13 protein-coding genes are annotated in these 19450 nt (G+C 58.9%); 5 read left to right on the top strand and 8 right to left on the bottom strand.

The annotated features are described in order from the left end of the window. The first annotated feature begins 11 nt into the window (after positions 1–11). Together D8U73_RS20250 and D8U73_RS20255 are read left to right on the top strand one after the other, a co-directional pair. A complete protein-coding gene (locus D8U73_RS20250) occupies positions 12–3200 on the top strand; it encodes an efflux RND transporter permease subunit (RefSeq protein WP_056855404.1) in 3189 nt (1062 codons plus the stop codon). Beyond that, positions 3200–4621 carry a TolC family protein gene (locus D8U73_RS20255; protein WP_056855405.1) on the top strand — a complete coding sequence of 474 codons (1422 nt, stop codon included), beginning with the start codon at positions 3200–3202 and terminating at the stop codon, positions 4619–4621. The genes D8U73_RS20250 and D8U73_RS20255 overlap by 1 nt, the downstream gene beginning before the upstream one ends. A 194-nt stretch (positions 4622–4815) precedes the next feature. Here the strand turns inward: D8U73_RS20255 and D8U73_RS20260 are convergent, their stop codons facing one another. From D8U73_RS20260 to D8U73_RS20270, 3 genes are read right to left on the bottom strand one after another with little or no spacing between them, the layout of a single operon-like run. Then, entirely contained in the window at positions 4816–5772 is a 957-nt protein-coding gene (locus D8U73_RS20260; protein ID WP_130905581.1) for an HlyD family secretion protein, read from the bottom strand. A gap of 4 nt (positions 5773–5776) precedes the next feature. Next, positions 5777–5977, bottom strand: a complete 201-nt coding sequence (locus tag D8U73_RS20265; protein WP_056855407.1) for a DUF1656 domain-containing protein — start codon at positions 5975–5977, stop codon at positions 5777–5779. After that, positions 5967–8102, bottom strand: coding sequence for an FUSC family protein (locus tag D8U73_RS20270; protein ID WP_130905582.1), 2136 nt, complete (start codon positions 8100–8102; stop codon positions 5967–5969). Before D8U73_RS20270 ends, D8U73_RS20265 begins: the two co-directional genes overlap by 11 nt. A 154-nt stretch (positions 8103–8256) precedes the next feature. On the opposite strand from D8U73_RS20270, the gene D8U73_RS20275 reads away from it, so the two are divergent. The 3 genes from D8U73_RS20275 (at position 8257) to D8U73_RS20285 (ending at position 12636) form a co-directional block, all read left to right on the top strand. After that, on the top strand, positions 8257–9312 hold the full coding sequence (locus D8U73_RS20275; RefSeq protein WP_130905583.1) for a tetratricopeptide repeat protein: 1056 nt from the start codon (positions 8257–8259) through the stop codon (positions 9310–9312). A gap of 154 nt (positions 9313–9466) precedes the next feature. Next, positions 9467–10969 carry an ATPase domain-containing protein gene (locus D8U73_RS20280; protein WP_056855410.1) on the top strand — a complete coding sequence of 501 codons (1503 nt, stop codon included), beginning with the start codon at positions 9467–9469 and terminating at the stop codon, positions 10967–10969. Then, a complete protein-coding gene (locus tag D8U73_RS20285; protein ID WP_056855411.1) occupies positions 10969–12636 on the top strand; it encodes an ATP-binding protein in 1668 nt (555 codons plus the stop codon). The genes D8U73_RS20280 and D8U73_RS20285 overlap by 1 nt, the downstream gene beginning before the upstream one ends. Before the next feature lie 18 nt (positions 12637–12654). Here the strand turns inward: D8U73_RS20285 and D8U73_RS20290 are convergent, their stop codons facing one another. The 5 genes from D8U73_RS20290 to D8U73_RS20310 form a co-directional block, all read right to left on the bottom strand. After that, positions 12655–13032, bottom strand: a complete 378-nt coding sequence (locus tag D8U73_RS20290) for a response regulator (protein ID WP_056855412.1) — start codon at positions 13030–13032, stop codon at positions 12655–12657. Positions 13033–13109: 77 nt separating this feature from the next. Further along, positions 13110–14291, bottom strand: a complete 1182-nt coding sequence (locus D8U73_RS20295; RefSeq protein WP_056855413.1) for a hybrid sensor histidine kinase/response regulator — start codon at positions 14289–14291, stop codon at positions 13110–13112. Then, the gene (locus tag D8U73_RS20300) at positions 14285–14878 is read right to left on the bottom strand and encodes a chemotaxis protein CheB (protein WP_056855414.1); all 594 of its coding nucleotides are present in this window, start codon (positions 14876–14878) and stop codon (positions 14285–14287) included. The genes D8U73_RS20295 and D8U73_RS20300 overlap by 7 nt, the downstream gene beginning before the upstream one ends. Continuing rightward, positions 14875–15708, bottom strand: coding sequence for a protein-glutamate O-methyltransferase CheR (locus D8U73_RS20305; protein ID WP_130905584.1), 834 nt, complete (start codon positions 15706–15708; stop codon positions 14875–14877). The genes D8U73_RS20300 and D8U73_RS20305 overlap by 4 nt, the downstream gene beginning before the upstream one ends. Then, positions 15709–19197 (bottom strand): response regulator, encoded by a 3489-nt coding sequence (locus D8U73_RS20310; protein ID WP_130905585.1) that lies wholly within the window; start codon positions 19195–19197, stop codon positions 15709–15711. It lies immediately after the preceding gene. Positions 19198–19450: the final 253 nt, after the last annotated feature.

The following is a 19450-nucleotide window of genomic DNA, read 5'->3' on the forward strand; positions in this document are numbered from 1 at the left end:
TAACGACTCCGATGAATTTCTCCCAATTCTTCATTTCACGGCCGATCTTCGCAGCGGTGCTTTCGCTGCTGATCCTGATCGCCGGTGCGATCTCGCTGTTCCAGTTGCCGATCAGCGAATACCCGGAAGTGGTGCCGCCGACTGTTGTGGTTCGTGCGAACTTCCCGGGTGCCAACCCGAAAGTCATCGGTGAAACCGTAGCCGCTCCCCTGGAGCAAGCGATCACCGGCGTCGAGAACATGCTCTATATGTCCTCGCAGTCGACCGCCGACGGCAAGATCACCCTGACCATCACCTTTGCGCTGGGCACTGACCTGGACAACGCTCAGGTGCAGGTGCAGAACCGCGTGACCCGGACCGAGCCGAAACTTCCCGAGGAAGTGACGCGCATCGGCATCACCGTGGACAAGGCGTCGCCCGACCTGACGATGGTGGTGCACTTGACCTCGCCGGACAAACGCTACGACATGCTCTACTTGTCCAACTACGCCTTGCTCAACATCAAGGATGAGCTGGCGCGTCTGGGCGGTGTCGGCGACGTGCAACTGTTCGGCATGGGCGATTACTCGCTGCGGGTGTGGCTCGATCCGAACAAGACCGCTTCGCGCAACCTGACTGCAACGGATGTAGTGACCGCGATTCGTGAACAGAACCGCCAGGTAGCGGCCGGTGCCCTGGGCGCCCCGCCTGCGCCGAATGCCACCGCGTTCCAGCTGTCGGTCAACACCCAAGGTCGTCTGGTTTCCGAGGAAGAGTTCGAGAACATCATCATTCGCTCGGGCGACAACGGTGAAATCACTCGCCTTAAAGACATCGCTCGGGTCGAGCTGGGTTCCAGCCAATACGCCCTGCGCTCGTTGCTCAACAACCAGCCGGCGGTGGCGATCCCGATCTTCCAGCGTCCGGGTTCGAACGCGATCGAAATCTCCAACGAAGTGCGGTCGAAAATGGCCGAGCTGAAGAAGAGCTTCCCCGAAGGCATGGACTTCAGCATTGTCTATGACCCGACGATCTTCGTGCGCGGTTCCATCGAGGCAGTGGTGCATACCCTCTTCGAAGCGCTGATCCTCGTGGTGCTGGTGGTGATCCTGTTCCTGCAAACCTGGCGCGCATCGATCATTCCGTTGGTGGCGGTGCCGGTATCGTTGATCGGTACGTTTGCGGTGATGCACTTGTTCGGATTCTCGCTCAACGCCCTGTCGTTGTTCGGCCTGGTATTGGCGATCGGTATCGTGGTCGACGATGCGATCGTGGTGGTGGAGAACGTCGAGCGCAACATTGAACTCGGACTGACGCCGGTCGAAGCGACCAAAAAAGCCATGGGCGAGGTCACCGGCCCGATCATCGCCACGGCGCTGGTGCTGTGTGCGGTGTTCGTACCGGCGGCGTTCATTTCTGGCCTGACGGGTCAGTTCTATAAGCAGTTCGCCTTGACCATTGCGATTTCGACGGTGATTTCGGCCTTCAACTCGCTGACCCTGTCGCCGGCACTGGCTGCGGTATTGCTCAAGGGCCATGACGCACCGAAGGATCGTTTCTCCAAGGTGCTGGACAAGATGTTTGGCGGCTGGTTGTTCCGCCCGTTCAACCGTTTCTTCGAAAAGGCCAGCCACGGTTATGTCGGCACCGTTGCCCGTGTGATCCGCTCAAGCGGTATCGCCCTGCTGCTGTATGCCGGCCTGATGGTCCTGACCTTCTTCGGTTTTTCCAGCACCCCGACCGGTTTCGTACCCGGCCAGGACAAGCAATACCTGGTGGCCTTCGCTCAATTGCCGGATGCGGCGAGCCTGGACCGTACCGAAGACGTGATCAAGCGCATGTCCGACCTGGCGCTGAAACAGCCTGGCGTGGAAAGCGCGGTGGCATTCCCTGGCCTGTCGATCAACGGTTTCACCAACAGCCCGAACGCCGGCATCGTGTTCGTGACCTTGAAACCGTTCGACGAGCGCAAAGACCCGAGCATGTCCGCCGGTGCCATCGCCGGTGCCTTGAACGGCCAGTACGCCGGGATTCAGGAAGCCTACATGGCGATCTTCCCGCCACCGCCGGTACAAGGCCTGGGCACCATCGGTGGTTTCCGCCTGCAGATCGAAGACCGGGGCAACCTGGGCTACGAAGAGCTGTACAAAGAAACCATGAACATCATCAACAAGAGCCACAGCGTGCCGGAACTGGCCGGGTTGTTCACCAGCTACACCGTGAACGTGCCACAGGTCGATGCCGCCATCGACCGTGAGAAAGCCAAGACCCACGGCGTGGCCGTCAGCGACATCTTCGACACCCTGCAGATCTACCTGGGTTCGCTGTATGCCAACGACTTCAACCGCTTCGGTCGCACCTATCAGGTCAACGTTCAGGCCGAACAACAGTTCCGCCTCGAATCCGACCAGATCGGCCAGCTGAAAGTGCGCAACAACAAAGGCGAGATGATCCCGCTGGCGACCTTCATCAAGGTCAGCGACACCTCTGGACCTGACCGCGTGATGCACTACAACGGTTTCATTACCGCTGAAATCAACGGTGCGGCAGCCCCTGGCTACAGCTCCGGCCAGGCCGAAAAAGCCATCGAGAAACTGCTCAAGGAAGAACTTCCGAACGGCATGACCTACGAATGGACCGACCTGACCTACCAGCAGATTCTGTCCGGCAACACCGCGCTGTTCGTGTTCCCGCTCTGTGTGCTGCTGGCGTTCCTGGTGTTGGCGGCCCAATACGAAAGCTGGAGCCTGCCACTGGCGGTGATCCTGATCGTACCGATGACCCTGCTGTCGGCCATTACCGGGGTGATCGCCTCCGGTGGCGACAACAACATCTTTACCCAGATCGGTTTGATCGTACTGGTGGGGCTTGCCTGTAAGAACGCGATTCTGATCGTCGAGTTTGCCAAGGACAAACAGCTCGAAGGCATGAGCCCGCTGGCGGCGGTACTCGAAGCGTGCCGTCTGCGTCTGCGGCCGATCCTGATGACCTCCTTCGCGTTCATCATGGGTGTGGTGCCACTGGTGTTCTCCAGCGGTGCCGGTGCCGAGATGCGTCATGCGATGGGTGTGGCGGTGTTCTCCGGGATGCTCGGGGTGACCTTCTTCGGTCTGCTGCTGACGCCGGTGTTCTACGTACTGATCCGTAACTTCGTCGAACGCGGTGAAGCGCGCAAAGCCGCCAAGGCGCTGAAACTGCAAAATCAGCTGGAGTCGCATTGATGAGTTTGAAAGCTTTCCTGCCGAGCCTGCTGGTACTGGCGCTGAGCGCCTGTGCCGTCGGCCCGGACTACAAGACCCCAGCCACAGAACCGGCCAACATCACCACCGCCACCGACGGTGCGGCCGGTCAGAAGAATTTTGACCGCTCGCGTTTCGAAGGCATCTGGTGGCAGCAGTTCGAAGACCCGACCCTCAACCAGTTGGTGACTGAATCGCTCAAGGGCAACCGCGATCTGCGCGTCGCCTTCGCCCGCTGGAAAGCGGCGCGGGCGATCCGTGACGACGTCAGCAATGACGCGATGCCGACGATCACCAGCCGGGTCAGCAGTGACCTGGGCAAGGGCCAGATCCCTGGCGAAACCACTGACCGGGTCAATAGCGAACGCTACGACCTGGGCCTGGACATGGCCTGGGAGATCGATCTGTTTGGCCGCATCCAGCGCAATCTGGAATCGGCCAACGCCGAGCAACAGGCACTCGAGGCTGATCTGTACCAGCTGCAAGTGACCATGATCGCCGAACTGGTGGATGCTTACGGTCAACTGCGCGGTGCCCAGCTACGGGAAAAGATTGCCCTGGCCAACCTGGAGAACCAGCAGGAATCGCGCAAGATCACCATCAGCCTGCGTGATGCCGGCGTTGGCGATCAGCTCGATGTCGAGCGCGCCGATGCGCGCCTGGCCTCGGTCGAAGCCAGCGTGCCGCAATTGCAGGCGGAGCAGGTGCGGCAGAAAAACCGCATCGCTACCCTGCTCGGTGAACGCCCGGACAAGCTGACTGTGGACCTCAGCCCCAAAGACCTGCCGGCGATTGCCAAGGCGCTGCCGATTGGTGATCCGGGTGAACTGCTGCAACGCCGTCCGGATATTCTCAGTGCCGAACGCAAACTGGCCTCGGCCACGGCGCGCATCGGCGTGGCCAAGGCGGATTTGTTCCCGCGTGTCAGCCTCAGCGGCTTCCTCGGCTTCACCGCCGGGCGCGGTTCGCAGATCGGCTCCTCGGCGGCCAACGCCTGGGCGCTTGGCCCGAGCATTACCTGGGCGGCCTTCGATCTGGGCAGCGTGCGTGCCCGTCTGCGCGGTGCCGATGCCGATGCCGAAGGCGCACTGGCGACCTACGAGCAACAAGTGCTGTTGGCCCTGGAAGAATCGGAGAACGCCTTCAGTGATTACGGCAAGCGCCAACAGCGGCTTATTTCATTGATTCGCCAGAGTGAGTCCAGCCGCTCCGCAGCCGATCTCGCCGAGATCCGCTACCGCGAAGGTACCGCCGATTTCCTCGTGCTGCTGGATGCGCAGCGCGAACGTCTGGCGGCTGAAGATACCCAGGCCCAGGCTGAGGTCGATCTGTATCGCGGCATCGTCGCGATCTACAAGGCCCTGGGCGGTGGCTGGCAGCCGGAGACGGTCGCCAGCAAGTAATTCGGTTTACTAAAGAGCTCCTTTGGTTGGCCGCAACCAACCAATTTTTTTGCCCCGCGTATCATTCGGTCGCGGGGCTTTTTTTGCTCACGACAACACCTCATCACCCTGTAGGAGCCGGCTTGCTGGCGATCGCGGTGTATCAGTCAATAGAGATGTTGAACATTATGCCGCCATCGCCAGCAAGCCGGCTCCTACGGGGGGGTAGTGTTGTTCTGGACGGTCACGGTGGCTGTTGTTCCGGCGCGCAGTTTGCCCTTGCCCGCATAATCCTCGTCGATCCGTATCCGCACCGGCACCCGCTGCGCCAGTTTCACCCAGGTATAACTGGGGTTGATGTTGGCCAGCAAACGCCCGCCCGGCAGGTTTTCACGGTCGGCGATGGCGAAGGCGATGCTTTGCACGGTGCCGCCAAATCGCTCGCCACTCATCAACTCGATAGCGACCCGGTCGCCCTCCCCGATTCGCGGCAATTTGGTTTCTTCGAAGTAGCCGCTGATATAAAACGAATCGCTGTCCACCAGCGCCACCAAGGGTCCACCCGCCGTTGCATAGTCACCCTGGCGGGTCAGCAGATTGGTGACGTAGCCGCTGACCGGCGACTCGACCCGGGTGCGTTCAAGATCATGTTCAGCCTCGGCCAGCGCAGCAATCGCCAGTTGCACGTTGGCCTGGGCAAACCCCAGATTGGCCTGGTTGCGCAGCAAGTCAGCTTCGGCCACCGATACATCGGTGTTGGCTTTTTCCCACTCTTCGCCGGAGATTGCCGAGCGTTCCTTGAGGGTCCGCCGACGGCGTTCTTCGCTCTGGCGCTGGCGAAGCAGTGCCTGGCTGGCGACAATCGTCGCCTGCGATTGACCGAGTGAGGCCTTGGACACTTCCACCGCGCGCTTGGCGTGCTCCACTGCCAGGGTGTAGCGCGAGGGATCGATCTCCAGCAGCAACTGGCCCTTGTCCACATGCTGGTTATCCTGCACGTTGAGTTTGACGATGCGTCCGGCGACATCAGCGGACAACGTCACCACATCGGCACGTACCCTGGCGTCCCGGGTCCACGGCGCGCGCGTGTAATGCTCCCAGGCAAACCAGCCGAGCACAAACGCCAGCGCTACCACGGCTAACGTCGAGAGTCGGGCAAGAATCGTCTTCAAGGCATCAGGCTCCCATCCACAGAATCAGTGTCGCGCACACGCAGGCGTACAGCGCGCCTTCGAACAACGCTTCATGCCAGACCAACCGCAGCACGCCGAGGCGGCGCAGCAGCCAGTCCAGCAGCAAAAATATCGGCAGCCCCAGCAACAGTGCCTGGGCAATCGGCGGCAGATAAACACCGCCTATTTCCAGATCAATGGGCAAGTGTCGGTTCTCCTTGGGGTGCTGTGGATTCAAAGTGGCCGCGGTGTCGTTCCAGGAATGACACGACGATCAGCAGCGCTACGCGCATGCGGAACACCGACCATAAATGTTCATGCACGCTTGAATGCAACGCGTCCAGTTCATCACCCAAGCTGTGCAGGCTGCCTAGCACGCGATCGACATCGATATTGGCCCGGCCGGCGACCAGGCGCCCGGTTTCCCGAACCGTGGCGAATAAACGCTCCTGCGTCTGCGGGCTCAACAACACGTTGCTTTGCCCCTGCTGCCTGAGCTGATTCAAGGCAATGCCCAGGGCCATACTGCCAAGGCTGACTTCGAACAGTTCCCGCGAAGACGAGTCCTCGATGGCTGGCAACAAGCCCAGCATCATGGTCAGGCGATCGACCATGCGGCTTTCGAAAGCAAACTGGTTTTCATCGGTGGCCGCAGCTTTGAGCAAGGCGTAGACCTGTTCGCAGTTTTCCTGGTGCAACCGACGCATGCGCAGGCCGGGCCTGAAGGGGAAAATCAAGGCATAGACACTCAAGGCAAGAGCGGCAGCGCACACGTAAGCACCGGCAAATTCGAACCATTGAATCGCGGTGTTCTGGCCCAAACCGGTGTTTTGCGGACCTAACAGCAAAAACGTGGTCAGCCCCAGACCGATCCCGGTCCCTGTGGTCGGCGGGCTGGACAACCCGACGGCGACCGCATACAGCAATGGCACCAATAACAAAGCGAGCAATTCGAAGCTGCTGATCATCGGTACCAGGGCGAACTGAAGCACCGCCGACACGACCAACGCCAACCCCAACCCTCTGGCGTAACTCTGGACTGCCAGCAATGGCCGGGGAAATGTCGCCATCAACGAACAGAGAATGCCGGTCACGATCATCCCGCCCCGCGCGCCGTCCCAGCCGGTTTCTATCCAGATCAGGCCCGCGACCATCAGCGCGCTGTAGGCGCGGATAGCGTTCATCGCCGCCAGCGTGTAATCCAGATGCAAGGGATTCTTCTGCCCACGAAACATGCTGCTGGCGCCGCGCCCGCTCTGGATCGCGTCGCTCAACTCAAGAATGGTTTCCAGCTGCTGCAGCATTCGCGCCTGTTCCCAGCGCAAAGACCATGACAGCGAGCGTAATGTCGCCTTGAGCGGTTCGGTAAGCTGTTCCGAGCGATAAGCCAGCGCATCAAAACGCTTTTGCAGTACCGCAAACTGCCGTCGTTGCTCCGCCGGAAGTGCGCGCCCTTGCCGGGCCAATTCATCGAGAAACTCCAGTTCTTCGGTGAGCAACTGCCGAATCTCCAAGGGAATCTCACCCTCCCAGCGCTCCAGCAACAATTCGCGCTGATGGCGCAACGCAGTCAGCCGTGCCGTCAACAGCACCAGTTGGTTGCCCAACAATTGCACCAGATCGTCGGCGCTGCGCAACCGCGGTGCATCGTAATAGAGGTGGCGGCGAACGCCTTCCAATGCACCAATCTGCGCAAGCAGCTGCATTTGTCGGCGATGGAACTCGGCCTCGCTTTCTTCAGTACGGATGACGGCGCTGGCGTGCGTGGCCAGCAGCTTGATCACCTGATCGATCCGCGCGAAGTAATCCTTGGCCACGGCTTCCGGGCGTGCGGTCAATAGACTCACCACGCAAACACAGGCCACCGCGAGCAATGTTTCGGTGACACGGGTGACGGCCAGCAAAAATGTGCCGTCAGGTTCCGGCACGGCCAGCAAACCGACGACCACCGCCGTATACCCGCTGAGTACGAATGCCTGCGAACTGGTGTAGCGCAACAAGGTGCCACCGGCAGTACACAACGCCAGCCACAGGGACAGCGTGATAAGAAACGGCACCGGCGCCTGGGGGAAAATCGCCATGATCAGCACCGCCACAGCCGCGCCAAGCGTAGTGCCGATGACCTGGCCGAAACTGCGGGCCAAGACCATGCCGGCCAAGGGCTGGCTAATGATGACCACGGCCATGATCGACCATTTGGGTTGCTCAAGATCGAACACAAATGCCAGGTACAGCGTCAGCAACCCGGCCGCAATGGTTCGCAAGGCAAACAGCAACACCCCGGGGCCGGGGTGAAGGATCGCCTTGAAGTACTGCAAAAACGGCTGCATGGAACGCTCGTTGATTGCTATTCAGCAAGCGTAGACACTGCTTCGCAACCTCGACAACCTGAAGAAAGCGCTTTGCAAGCGCCCAAGGTTTGACTCACAGCCCTGCCTGACCGAAGCTGATCACTTTGCAAAAGCTTGCCAGCCCGGATTCTGCATGCCCAAGTCCCGCCGTTACCTGCTAATCAGCCTCTGTGTCCTGTTCGCCATCGGTCTTGCGTGGGCGTTTCTGCGCAGTACAACCCCTGTGATACCCGAGGCCATCAAGCGTGGTTACAGCGAAGCTCTGGAAAAGGCCCGGGCCGGCCAACCGGGTGCGGCACGGGTGCTTTACCAGCAACTGGCCCGGCCTGACATTTCGCCGAAACGACGCGTCTGGCTGCATGCCGAACTGCCCAACTATCCGAGCTCCGTCGCGCTGAAACTGGCTGATGCGGATTTGCAGCATGAATCAGCGGACGTGCGTATTGCCGCGATCAAAAGCATCAGCGGGCTGGTGTCCAGTGGCCAACGCACTCTGTTGCTGGGGCCATTGCTCGATGACCCCGAGCAAAGCGTACGCCTGGCCGCGGTCAACGCATTGCTCGGGCTTTCACCGGATGACCTTGGTCTGTATTTCGCGCCGCTGGAGCAGGCCATCGATGCCTGGCAGCAAACGCTCAAAAGTGCGCCGCAGAGTGCCGAAAACCAATATCAATTGGCGCGGTTGTATCTGCACAATGCCCAATTCAAAGAAGCGCAGCAGGCTCTTGAAAATACCTTGCGCCTTGCCCCGGACAATTTGCCGGCGCTGGTGATGCAGATCGAGGTGCTGGATAAACTTGGTCAGAACGACGCCGCTCGCCAGTTGCTGGCCAAACAACTGAAGGCGCAGCCCGATTCAGCCTATTTACAACATGCACTGGGGATGTGGCTGTTGCATCACGGTCAAAGCGAGTTCGCCCTGCTCGGCTTGTCCAAGGCCGTGGAGCTTGAACCGGACAACAAGGATTACCGCTATGACCTGGCCACCACGCTGCACGGTGAACAGGAACTGGCAGCGGCGCAGAAGCAATTGCAGGATATCGTGCAGCGACACCCCAACGATCGCCGGGCGCGGGTGCTGCTGATCAACTACTGGAAGGAAAGCGGCCAGTTGCAAAACGTACAGATCCTGCTGGCCCAACTCGAACAGCTCAATCCGGATGATCCGGCCTTGCAGCAAGGTCTGTAAGGACGCGCTCTCTGCGGTGTTTCCTTATACGCATCAACCGCCCATAGCAGAAAAGGTTGAACCGTCGTCTCGACAAAGGGTCAAGTGAAACAGGCAGCCTATAATGGCCATCGTGCCAGCAGCCTCGTTTCCCCTATTCAAGAGAGGGCATTATTTGTCTATATCCAACGAGTTGATCAGCACAAAAGCGGCCACAGGTATTGAAGGCCTGGATGACATCCTCAATGGAGGGTTGTCCCGCGGCCATGTGTTTTTACTTGAAGGCGAACCAGGTACCGGCAAGACCACTGTCGCATTGCATTTCCTCATGGCTGGCGCTGAAGCCGGCGAGCGTTCGTTGTACATCACCCTGTCTGAAACCGAACACGAGTTGCGCCAGGGTGCCCGTTCCCACGGTTGGGAGCTGGGCGAAAACGTCCATATCTTCGAACTGACGCCGCCCGAAAGCGTGTTGAACGCCGAGCATCAGCAATCACTGCTGTATTCCTCCGATCTGGAGCTGGGTGAAGCCACACGACAGATCTTCGAAGTGGTCGAGCGGGTCAAACCGACCCGCGTAATCCTCGACAGCCTGTCTGAAATCCGCTTGTTGGCGCAGAGTTCACTGCGCTACCGCCGCCAGATCCTGGCGATCAAGCATTACTTCGTGCGCTACGATGCCACGGTGTTGTTGCTCGACGACCTGACCACCGAATCTTTGGATAAAACCGTGCACAGTGTGGCCCACGGTGTGATTCGCCTGGAGGAGTTGACGCCCAATTACGGTGCCGAGCGCCGCCGTATCCGCGTAGTGAAATACCGCGGCCAGAAATACCGTGGTGGTTTCCATGACTTCACGATCATGACCGACGGCGTGCACGTGTTCCCGCGCCTGGTGGCCGCCGAACATCGCGGCAACTACGTCCGGCGGCAGTTGACCAGCGGCATTGCCGAAATGGACGCGCTGCTCGGTGGCGGCATCGAAACGGGTTCCAGCACGCTGATTCTCGGGCCGGCCGGCACTGGCAAATCGCTGATTTCGATGCTGTTCGCCGCCGCCGCAGTGGCTCGGGGCGAGAAAGCAGCCCTGTTCATCTTCGACGAAGAGCTTGGATTGCTGTTCGAGCGGATGAAGAACATCGGTATCGATCTGCAGGCGTTGCAGGATGGCGGGAACCTGCTGATCGAGCAGGTGGATGCCGCCGAACTGTCCCCTGGCGAGTTTTCCCACCGGGTGCGGCGCTGCGTCGATCAAGGCAACATCAAGACCGTAGTGATCGACAGCATCAACGGCTATCAAGCGGCGATGCCAGAGGAGAATGCCCTGGTACTGCACATGCACGAGTTGTTGCTTTACCTCAACCGCAAAGGCGCTGCGACCTTCATGACCGTTGCCCAGCATGGACTGGTCGGCGACATGCAGGCCCCGGTGGACATTACCTACCTGGCCGACTCAGTGATTCTATTGCGCTACTTCGAAGCCTTGGGCAAAGTCCGCCGGGCCATTTCAATCATCAAGAAACGTACCGGCAGCCATGAAGCAACTATCCGCGAATACCGCATCAGCGCCAAAGGCATGACCATCGGCGAACCGTTGGAAGCCTTCCAGGGCGTACTGCGCGGCGTGCCGACCTATATGGGCGCGAGCATTCCATTGCTTGGGGATGAAGGCCTGTGATGACCCAACCTGCGACATCCGAACGCGCAATTATTCTCGCCCCGCTGGGGCGAGACAGTCAGATTGCGATGATGTTGCTCAAAGAAGCAGGGTTCGACGGGATCATCAGCCAGGATTTACCGCAACTGTGCAGCGAACTGGAGCAAGGCGCCGGTTTGCTGCTGATCTCTTCCGAAGCGCTGTTGCGCAGTGATCTGGGTCCGCTGTTGACCCTCATCGATCAACAACCGGCCTGGTCGGACTTGCCAATTGTTTTGCTGACGCACCACGGTGGCCCGGAACAGAACCCCGCTTCGCGCTTCGGGCCGCAGTTGGGCAACGTCACGTTCCTGGAACGTCCTTTTCACCCGGAGACATTGATCAGTCTGGTGACCACCGCCTTGCGCGGCCGTCGACGACAGTACGAAGCCAGGGATCGGCTGGTCGACTTGAGCCAAAGCGAACTGCGCCTGCAAAACACCCTGGAAACCCTGGAACAACAGGTCGAAGAGCGCACCGCGCAATTGCGCCATAACGAAGAAGCTTTGCGTCAATCCCAGAAGATGGAAGCGGTTGGCCAACTCACCGGCGGTATCGCCCATGACTTCAACAACATGCTCACCGGCATCATCGGCAGCCTTGAGCTGTTGCGCCGGCGCCTGGCCCGCGGCCGCATCGAAGACCTGGACAGCCTGATCGATCTTGGCGTGACCTCGGCCAACCGGGCCGCTGGTTTGACCCATCGCCTGCTGGCGTTTTCTCGCCGGCAGTCGCTCGATTCCAAACCCGTGGAAATGAATACGCTGGTGGTTTCCATGGGTGAACTGTTGCAACGCAGCATCAATGAGAGCATTCGCCTGGACATGCAGTTGAGCGAACAACTGTGGGTGGCCGAGGCCGACCCCAATCAACTGGAAAGCGCCCTGCTCAACCTGGTCATCAATGCCCGCGACGCCATGCCCAACGGCGGCAGACTGGTAGTGACCACTTCGAACCAACATCTGGAAAAGTCCTTTACCGACCTGCACAGCAATCTCGAACCCGGTGATTACGTGACGCTCAGCGTTACCGACAATGGCTGCGGCATGCCGCAGAGCACCATCAACCGCGCGTTTGACCCTTTCTTCACCACCAAGCCGATCGGCCAGGGCACCGGCCTTGGATTGTCGATGATCTATGGCTTCAGCAAACAATCGCGGGGCCACGTCGCCATTCAAAGCGAAGTGGGTGAAGGCACCACGGTGAGCATTTATCTGCCGCGTTACGGTGGTGATCTGCCGCAAGATCCGCCGGTGGACAGTCACCACCCGCTCTTCGCGCAGAATGGCGAAACCGTCCTGATCGTTGAGGACGACCCGGCTGTACGGGTGCTGGTCAGCACGGTGCTCAGTGATTTGGGCTATGCCTTCGTCGAAGCGTGCGATGCCGACAGCGCCCTGCCGATCTTTGAATCGGCTCAACGCATCGACCTGTTGATCAGCGATGTCGGACTGCCCGGCATGAACGGCCGGCAACTGGCAGAAATCGGCCGGCAGTTCCGGCCCGGCCTGAAAGTACTGTTCATCACCGGTTATGCCGAACACGCGGCCGTACGCGGCGGATTCCTCGATCCGGGCATGCAGATGATCACCAAGCCATTCACGTTTGACCTGTTGACGGCCAAGGTGCGGGAGATGATCAGCGCCTGAAGCGGCCTCTGCCGGGATTCAGGAGAGCATGTCCTGCATGATTTCCTGTAACACGTCCAGGTCGAATGGCTTGGCCAGTATCGGTGCCGAGCGGGTGATCGGGCTGTCTGTTTCACGGATTTCCTGCGGGTAGCCGCTGATGAAAATCACCTTCAGCTCCGGTCGCAGTTTTACCGCGGGCTCGGCGATCTGCACGCCGGAAATCCCACCCGGCAGGCGGAAGTCAGTGATCATCATGTCCAGGTGCGGCTTGCTGGCGAGAATCTCAAACGCTTGCTCGCCATTCTCGGCCTGCAACACCCGGTAGCCCTCCCCCGACAAATAGGCCGACAGGACCATCAGAATCGAGGGGTCATCTTCGACGATCAGTACGACGTCTTGTGCATCTTCACTCATGGGAAGCCTTTGTTCGGTCAATAGCTGCTGATACGACCGTAGGGTCGATCAGAGGTTGCGTTTATCGGGCTGTTTTCCTACAGCGGCAGACAAACGCGAAACAGGGCGCCTTCGCCAATCCGGCTTTCGACGGTAATGGTACCGCCATGGGCGGTGACAATCTGTTCGGAAATAAACAATCCCAAACCCAGTCCGGCGACGGCGTGCTTGGCCGACACCCGCTCGAACTGCTGGAAAATCCGTTGCTGGTTTTCTTCACTGATGCCGATTCCGCAATCACGGACTTCTATCCGTGCTTCGCCGTGCTCACTGTACACCTTGACGCTGATCGGACTCTTGGCGCCGTAGCGCAAGGCATTGGTCAACAGATTGGAAACTACCTGCTCAATGCGGAATTCGTCCCAATTGCCGACCACCGGTTGTTCGGCTTCAAGTGTCACGGTCGCTTCGGCGGCTTCGATCTGTTGGGCAAAATTTTCCAGCAGGGCGCGCACCAGGGCCGAAAGATCAAACCGCGTGGGGCGGATCGACAATTTGCCGGTGCGGATGCGTGACACATCGAGCATGTCTTCGATCAGCCGGATCAGGCTTTTGATCTGCCGTTCGTCGCGATCGACCATGGCGTGCATTTTGTCGAGGGTGAACGCCGAGGCGTTATCCCGGGCCAGGTGCATCTTGCGCAGCTGGGTTTCGAGGATCAGGCCGTTGAGCGGCGTGCGCACCTCATGGGCGACAATCGACATGAAGTCATCGCGCATGCGTACCGCCTGTTGCAATTCCAGCTGGGTGCTCTGCAATTGCTTGAGCAGCGCTTCTTGCTCGCGGCGACTTTGCTCGAGTTCTTCAACTTGCTGTTTCATCGCCTTGCTCTGGCGGAACAGCTCGACGAAAACGTTGACCTTGCTCTTGACCGCATGGATGTCCAGCGGTTTGTGCAGGAAGTCCACAGCGCCGCTTTCGTAGCCCTTGAACGCGTAATTGAGCTCACGACCGGCGGCACTGACAAACACGATTGGAATGTTCTTGGTTTTTTCCGTACCGCGCATCAACTCGGCCAGTTCGAAGCCATTCATCCCAGGCATCTGTACATCGAGAATGGCCATGGCGAATTCGTGTTGCAGCAACAGCGACAAGGCCTCGTCGGCAGATTGCGCTTTGTAGACGGTACGGTCTTCACGCTTGATCAGCGCTTCGAGTGCCAACAGATTCTCCGGCAGATCGTCCACGATCAGCAGTTTGGCCTGGATATTACTTAGCATGCGATTCGTTCCAGCTCGACAAGCAGACGGCCGATGCCGCGGATAGGGAGAATGTGGTCAGGTTGGTGAATATCCAATGCTGCCTGGGGCATGGTTGCAACCTGGGCTTCCTGCGGGTCTTGCACGATGGTCAGACCACCGCGCTGCTTGACCTGCGCCAGACCGTTCGCACCGTCACGGTTGGCGCCCGTCAGCAAGACTGCCGCCAGGCTGGGACCGTAGGCGTCGGCGGCAGACTCGAACAGGTAATCGATGGCCGGCCGCGAATGATGCACGCGGTCTTCCAGGCTCAGGGAAAAGCTGCGGTCCTGTTCCACCGACAAGTGATAGCCGGGCGATGCGAAATACAGGGTGCCGGACACCACCGGAGTCTTGTCGCTGGCTTCCTGAACCGGCAGCGACACGCGCCGGGCGAACACTTCCGCCAGATGGCTGCGACGCTGTTCCGGCAAGTGCAACACGACAATGATCGGCAACACGAAGCCTGCACGCAGCGGGCCGAGAATACTCAGCAGCGCCTCGACCCCACCGGCCGAAGCGCCGATCACGATCGCTTCTACTGAAGGCAAACCCGTTGCGCTGTTCATGATTTTCGATAAATCCGTTCTTGTTTGACCAGCGGTTCGAACTGGTTGCCGAAGGCTGAAAAATCCGGGGTTTCCTTGCTGCCCAGCACCAGGAAACCACGGTGGCACAGCGACTCATGAAACAAACCGAAAGCCCGATCCTGAAGTTTTTTATTGAAATAGATCAATACGTTACGACACGAAATTAATTGTGTTTCTGAAAATACACTGTCGGTAGCCAGGCTGTGGTCGGCAAAGGTCACGTTCTCGCACAGCGACTTGTCGAAAATGGCGTAGCCATACGCCGCCGTATAGTAGTCGGCGAACGAGCGTTTACCACCGGCTTGCTGGTAGTTGGAAGTGTAGGCGCGGACATTCTCCATCGAGAATATTCCCTGCTTGGCCTTGTCCAGCGAGCGCGGATTGATGTCGGTTGCATAAATGATGGTGCGCTCAAGCAAGCCCTCTTCACGCAGGAGGATGGCCATCGAATAGACCTCCTCCCCCGTGCTGCAGCCAGCAATCCAGATCTTGATCGACGGGTACGTCTTGAGTAGCGGCACCACTTCCTGGCGGATGGCCAGGAAGTGCGAAGGGTCGCGGAACATTTCACTGACCGGAATCGTCAGCAATTGCAGGAGCTGCATGAAGGCCATCGGGTCATGCAGGACTTTTTCCTGGAGGGCCGAAATGGTGTTGCATTCGAACTGACTCAGCGCTTGGCTCACCCGGCGCTTGATGGAAGCGCCTGAATAATCACGAAAATCGTAGCTGTACTTGAGGTAGATGGCCTCGATCAACAACCGCAACTCTATCTCGCTGATTCGTTCCCCTGAATAATTGCGCTCCACTTAGATACGTTCCATCTTTGGCAACCACACACGGATCAACGAAAACAACCGATCCAGGTCGATGGGCTTGGCCAGATAATCATTGGCGCCTGCTTGCAGGCAGCGTTCCTGATCGTCCTTCATGGCCTTGGCCGTCACCGCGATGATCGGCAACTTGCGCCAGCGCGGGTCCTTGCGGATCTCGATGGTGGCTTCAAAACCATCCATCTCCGGCATCATCACGTCCATCAACACCAGATCGATGTCTTCCACTTCATTCAATCGCTCAATCGCTTCCCGGCCGTTTCGGCCGATGACCACGACCGCACCTTTATGCTCCAGCGCGCTGGTTAGGGCGAAGATGTTGCGTACATCGTCGTCCACCAACAGCACTTTGCGTCCCTCGAAGACTTTGTCGCGGCTGCGGGCAGTCTTGAGCATCTTCTGTCGCTCATGGGACAACCGCGATTCGACTTTGTGCAGAAAAAGTGTCACCTCATCCAGTAAACGCTCGGGCGAGCGCGCGCCCTTGATGATGATCGAGCGCGAATACTTGCGCAGTTCCGCCTCTTCATCCCGGGTGAGGTTGCGTCCGGTATAGACAATCACCGGCGGAAACGAGCAGATATCTTCGGTAGACATGCGCTTGAGCAAGTCATTGCCGAGCATGTCCGGAAGCTTCAGATCGATGATCATGCAATCGAACATCGTGCTTCGCAGTAAGTGCAGTGCATCCTGGGCCAAGCCGACCGCGGTGATCTCGATGTCATCGTCGCCAATCAACCGGGAAATACTGTCACGCTGCAAATCGTCGTCTTCAACCAGCAAGACGCGCTTGACCTTCTGGGTCAGTTTGGCTTCCAGACGCGAGAAAACGTCCTTGAGTTCTTCACGGGTGGTCGGTTTGACCGCATAACCGATCGCGCCCATGTGCATCGCCGCTTCGACCCGGTCCTCGACCGAAATCACGTGCACAGGAATGTGCCGGGTTTCGGCGTGTTCCTTCAAACGTTGCAGCACGGTCAAGCCGGAATGGTCCGGCAGGCGCATATCCAGCAGGATGGCATCGGGAATGAACTCCCGGGCCAGGTCGTAACCTTCGTCGGCACCGTGGGCCACCAGGCAGTGGTAGCCCAGTTCATGCGCGAGATCGAAGAGGATGTGCGCAAAGTTCGGCTCGTCCTCCACCACCAGGATGCAACGCGAGGTGAACGGCGCCTTCTGCCGGTCATCATTGAAACGCGGAATATCCTGCGCCACCACCGACGCCACGGTAGCTGGCGCAACATAAGGTGCAATCGCCACCGGCGCGGCACGCATCGGTTCGACGGGTTCTTCTCCGGGCTCAATGTACTGCTGCGGCAAGACCAGGGTGAATACACTGCCCTGCCCCGGCGTGCTGCTCACGCTGATGGAGCCACCGAGCAGGGCCGCCAGGTCGCGGGAGATCGACAGCCCCAGACCGGTTCCGCCGTATCGCCTGTTGGTGGTGCCGTCGGCTTGGCGGAACGCTTCAAAAATGCTTTCGTGCTGATCGGCGGCAATGCCGATGCCGGAATCACGGACGCTGAAGGCTATGCCATTGTTCGGCGCTGCGGCGACGCTCAGGCTCACGCTGCCTTTTTCGGTGAACTTCACCGCGTTGGACAACAGATTCTTGATCACCTGCTCCAGGCGCTGACGGTCGGTGAACATCATCGCGGGCACGCCGTCCTGCAAATCGACATGGAATTGCAGCTGCTTGTCGGTTGCCAACGGCTGGAACATTCCGCGCAGGCCGTCCACCAGACGCGCAACACTGGTGTTCTCCGGGCGAATCTCGAGCTTGCCGGCCTCGACCTTGGAGATATCGAGAATGTCGTTGATCAGGTTGAGCAAATCGTTGCCGGCGGAGTAAATCGACTCGGCGAACTTCACCTGTTCGGCGCTGAGGTTTTCCTGAGGGTTTTCCGCCAGCAACTTGGCCAGAATCAACGAGCTGTTCAATGGCGTGCGCAGTTCGTGGGACATGTTGGCGAGGAATTCGGACTTGTACTTGCTTGAGCGCTGCAACTCTTCGGCGCGCTCTTCGAGCTGGATCTGCGCCTGATTGAGTTCAGTGTTCTTGAGGTCCATGGCGTCGCGTTGTTGGGCCAGCACTTCGGCCTGTTCGGCGAGTTGTTCATTGGTCTGTTCCAGCTCGACCTGTTGCGTCTCGAGATGGGCCTGGGATTCCTTGAGAATCCGCGACTGCTCTTCGAGTTCTTCGTTGGCGGTCTTGAGTTCTTCCTGCTGCACTTGCAACTCTTCGTTGAGTTGCTGGGTTTCGGCCAGCACTTCCTGCAAGCGCTGACGATAGCGCGCAGCCTCGATAGACGTGCCGATGTTGCCGGCAATCAACTCCAGCAATTCGATGTCGCGGTCAACCAAGGGCCGCAGGAAACCCAGTTCGATAACACCGTTGACCCGGTCGTCATCACTGGTCGGCACCACCAGCACACTGCGTGGCAGCCCTTCACCGAGGCCGGAGCTGACCTTGAAGTAGTCGCTCGGAACGTTGTCGAGGCGAATCAACTTGGCCTGATGCGCAACTTGACCAACGATGCCTTCCTCACTGTAGATATGTTGCTCAAGTGCCTCCTGGTCGCGCGAAAAACCGTAAGACGCAACTCGCCGCAGGCCACCATGTTCTTCGCGCACGTAAATCGCCGCCACGGCGCTGCCCAGGTACTGCGCGCAGAATTGCAGGATGTTGCGCCCCAGCAAATTCAGGGACAGTTGCCCCAATACTTGCTCGGCCAGTTCGGTCTGGCCGTTGCGCAGCCACGCTTGTTGCTCCAGGCGCTGAGCACTGGCTTGCTGCGCAGCCAATGTCGCGGAGTAGCTTTGCGACAGGTTCAACAGATCACGACGGCCGATGTAGGCCAGCAACGCGCTGATGCCTGCGATAAACAGCAGATAAAGGCCAATGCTCCAGACAGTGGTGCGCCGCACCTCTTCATTGCGCGTGGCACGCAGTTGCTGCTCCATGTCGATCACGTCTTCGAACTGCTTGCGTATCTCGTCGGTCAGGCGCTTGCCTTTGCCGGCGCGGACCGCGCTACGGTAATCGCCGCTCGATCGCTGCAGATCAATCATCGATTGCGCGTAATTGGCCCATTCTTGCTGCAACGACTGCAGGCGGTGCAAGCGATCGGTCTGGACCGGATTGTCAGCCGTCAATTCGAGCAACGTATTGAGCACCACCTCGACCCGAGGCTTAGCCGTTTCATAAGGTTGGAGAAACTTTTCGTCGCCACTGAGCAGAAACCCGCGCATCCCGGTTTCCAGGTCGACCGTCAGCTTGACGGCCTCATTGGCGTTATTGATGACCCGATCGGTGTGCTCGACCCATTGGATCGTCGACAGCAGATAGGTAATCAATGACACGAAGAAAACAGCGCTGATGGCGCCGACACCCAGCGGCAGGCTGATATTGCGGCTCAGGAGTTTGCGGAATCGTTGCTCATCAACCAAAGACGCAGAGGTCATGGGGCAGGCCTTGTCGAACTGTCAGAATTGGGCGAGTTTGCCCCAAAACTGGCACATTGATCCATTTTTCTCACATGTTTTAACGCCAGGTCCTACATTCCCCTGCGCCAGTTGATGGACGCGGGTATCCTTGCCTGACATGTGCGACCAATCTTTTTCCGTCCCTCGGGAACTTGTCGGGAGCCGTCACTTACTCATGCAAGAGACCGGCGCTTTCGCAAGCCGGCAACCGCCAATCATTTTTCAGGAACCC

It is taken from the genome of Pseudomonas sp. Sample_22 (genome assembly GCF_004307635.1).
Classification (GTDB): domain Bacteria; phylum Pseudomonadota; class Gammaproteobacteria; order Pseudomonadales; family Pseudomonadaceae; genus Aquipseudomonas.

Bases quoted from the DNA above. Each gene is read 5' to 3' on its own strand.
- D8U73_RS20290 (WP_056855412.1), bottom strand. From the start codon at position 13,032: ATGAGTGAAGATGCACAAGACGTCGTACTGATCGTCGAAGATGACCCC.
- D8U73_RS20310 (WP_130905585.1), bottom strand. From the start codon at position 19,197: ATGACCTCTGCGTCTTTGGTTGATGAGCAACGATTCCGCAAACTCCTG.
- D8U73_RS20300 (WP_056855414.1), bottom strand. From the start codon at position 14,878: ATGAACAGCGCAACGGGTTTGCCTTCAGTAGAAGCGATCGTGATCGGC.
- D8U73_RS20275 (WP_130905583.1), top strand. From the start codon at position 8,257: ATGCCCAAGTCCCGCCGTTACCTGCTAATCAGCCTCTGTGTCCTGTTC.
- D8U73_RS20285 (WP_056855411.1), top strand. From the start codon at position 10,969: ATGACCCAACCTGCGACATCCGAACGCGCAATTATTCTCGCCCCGCTG.
- D8U73_RS20295 (WP_056855413.1), bottom strand. From the start codon at position 14,291: ATGCTAAGTAATATCCAGGCCAAACTGCTGATCGTGGACGATCTGCCG.
- D8U73_RS20250 (WP_056855404.1), top strand. From the start codon at position 12: ATGAATTTCTCCCAATTCTTCATTTCACGGCCGATCTTCGCAGCGGTG.
- D8U73_RS20270 (WP_130905582.1), bottom strand. From the start codon at position 8,102: ATGCAGCCGTTTTTGCAGTACTTCAAGGCGATCCTTCACCCCGGCCCC.
- D8U73_RS20255 (WP_056855405.1), top strand. From the start codon at position 3,200: ATGAGTTTGAAAGCTTTCCTGCCGAGCCTGCTGGTACTGGCGCTGAGC.